This window comes from Arthrobacter rhizophilus (assembly GCF_026241105.1).
GTDB lineage: Bacteria > Actinomycetota > Actinomycetes > Actinomycetales > Micrococcaceae > Arthrobacter.
This window is the reverse complement of record NZ_JAPFFT010000076.1, coordinates 1-1186: the sequence shown is the minus strand read 5'-3', so window position 1 is coordinate 1186 and position 1186 is coordinate 1. Positions and strand designations below refer to the sequence as shown.

Genomic DNA, 1186 nt, shown 5'->3' with positions numbered 1-1186 from the left:
TCTTTCCTGGTGCTGTTGGGGAACCGAGAAGAACACAATTGAGGCTCGGACTGGTGGACCGAGAGGCCTCACCCGGGTCGGACCCTGGCTACGTTCTCAGGGAACCAGACCAAGGACCGGGACCACTCCAGTCGTCCTCAGCGAGGTCATACCGTACGGGAAGCTCGCGAACATTCACTTTGGGCGTCACATAACAAACGGTGTTGGTGGGGGATGGATTGCCTTGGTAACCGGCTCTAGGTCGGTGGCGAGGTCAACGAATCGAAAAAACCGAGGCCTGCCCATCGTTTTGCCGCCTTGGGTCGGCGCATATGTGCGAAGAACCATCTGAAAGCTGCCCGGATAATCACTCCACAGGAATTCCTGCCCTGGTCCGGTGTCACACCACAATTGGTCAGCTATAAAGTCTTCTCCTTCTTCGATCGTGAAGGCTTCAACGACTTTCGCTGGCACACCATTCCGAGCCCGAAAGACAGCCACATTCCATCGAGTCGGACAGTGGCTGTCCCTCGAGAACTGTACGAGTTCGAACTGATCAAACCAGCCTATTGACACGATTAGTTTCTCCTAAAGCTGCTACCCGGAGCCATTCCAGATTGAGGAATCCATAATGCCTCCCTTGAATATCCGCCAGAACCGAGGGCTGAAGATGTCAGGCAAGGTTTGAATGTTCTTGCATGAACCCGGCGTTCTGCTTCAGCATCGTGGGTGACCAAGCCTTCTGCTAGCAATGGCCGGGCTCTTCCGGAAAAATCCTAGAGGTTGAAGTTGTCCTACGATCTTCAGTCGGAAAGGGTTGGCCCCTTGACTGCAAACGCCACAAATAGTCTGGAATGGCGCTCGATGCCTGACCCAAAGTGCGGACCTTCAGTCACTTTGTAGTTTTTCCGATTCGAGGTCGTTGCCTCCTTCAATGGGTGGCACGGCGAGGAGGCGCAGACGATCCATCACAATGCCGTGTAGCTCTTCCTGCACAATTTTTAGGTCTTCATGCGGAGACAGAGTGAGCCTCGATTTTAGTTCGGAGACAATAGTCTCGTCGGTCTTGCCGGAAACGTTTACGAGGTAGATATATCCGAAACGGGCCTTGTAGTCCTCGCAGAGCCTCAGAACGGTGGACCATGGCTGCTCCTGTTCTCGGAGCACCCCAGGATCTGCCTCGGGTAGTGCTCGACTAGTTGTTGGG

At 54.2% G+C, this 1186-nt stretch carries 1 protein-coding gene; it reads right to left on the bottom strand.

The features are described from left to right. Positions 1-867: 867 nt before the first annotated feature. The coding region (locus OOZ51_RS22365; protein ID WP_323054827.1) for a 2-oxo-4-hydroxy-4-carboxy-5-ureidoimidazoline decarboxylase at positions 868-1186 on the bottom strand (319 nt) is incomplete at its 5' end.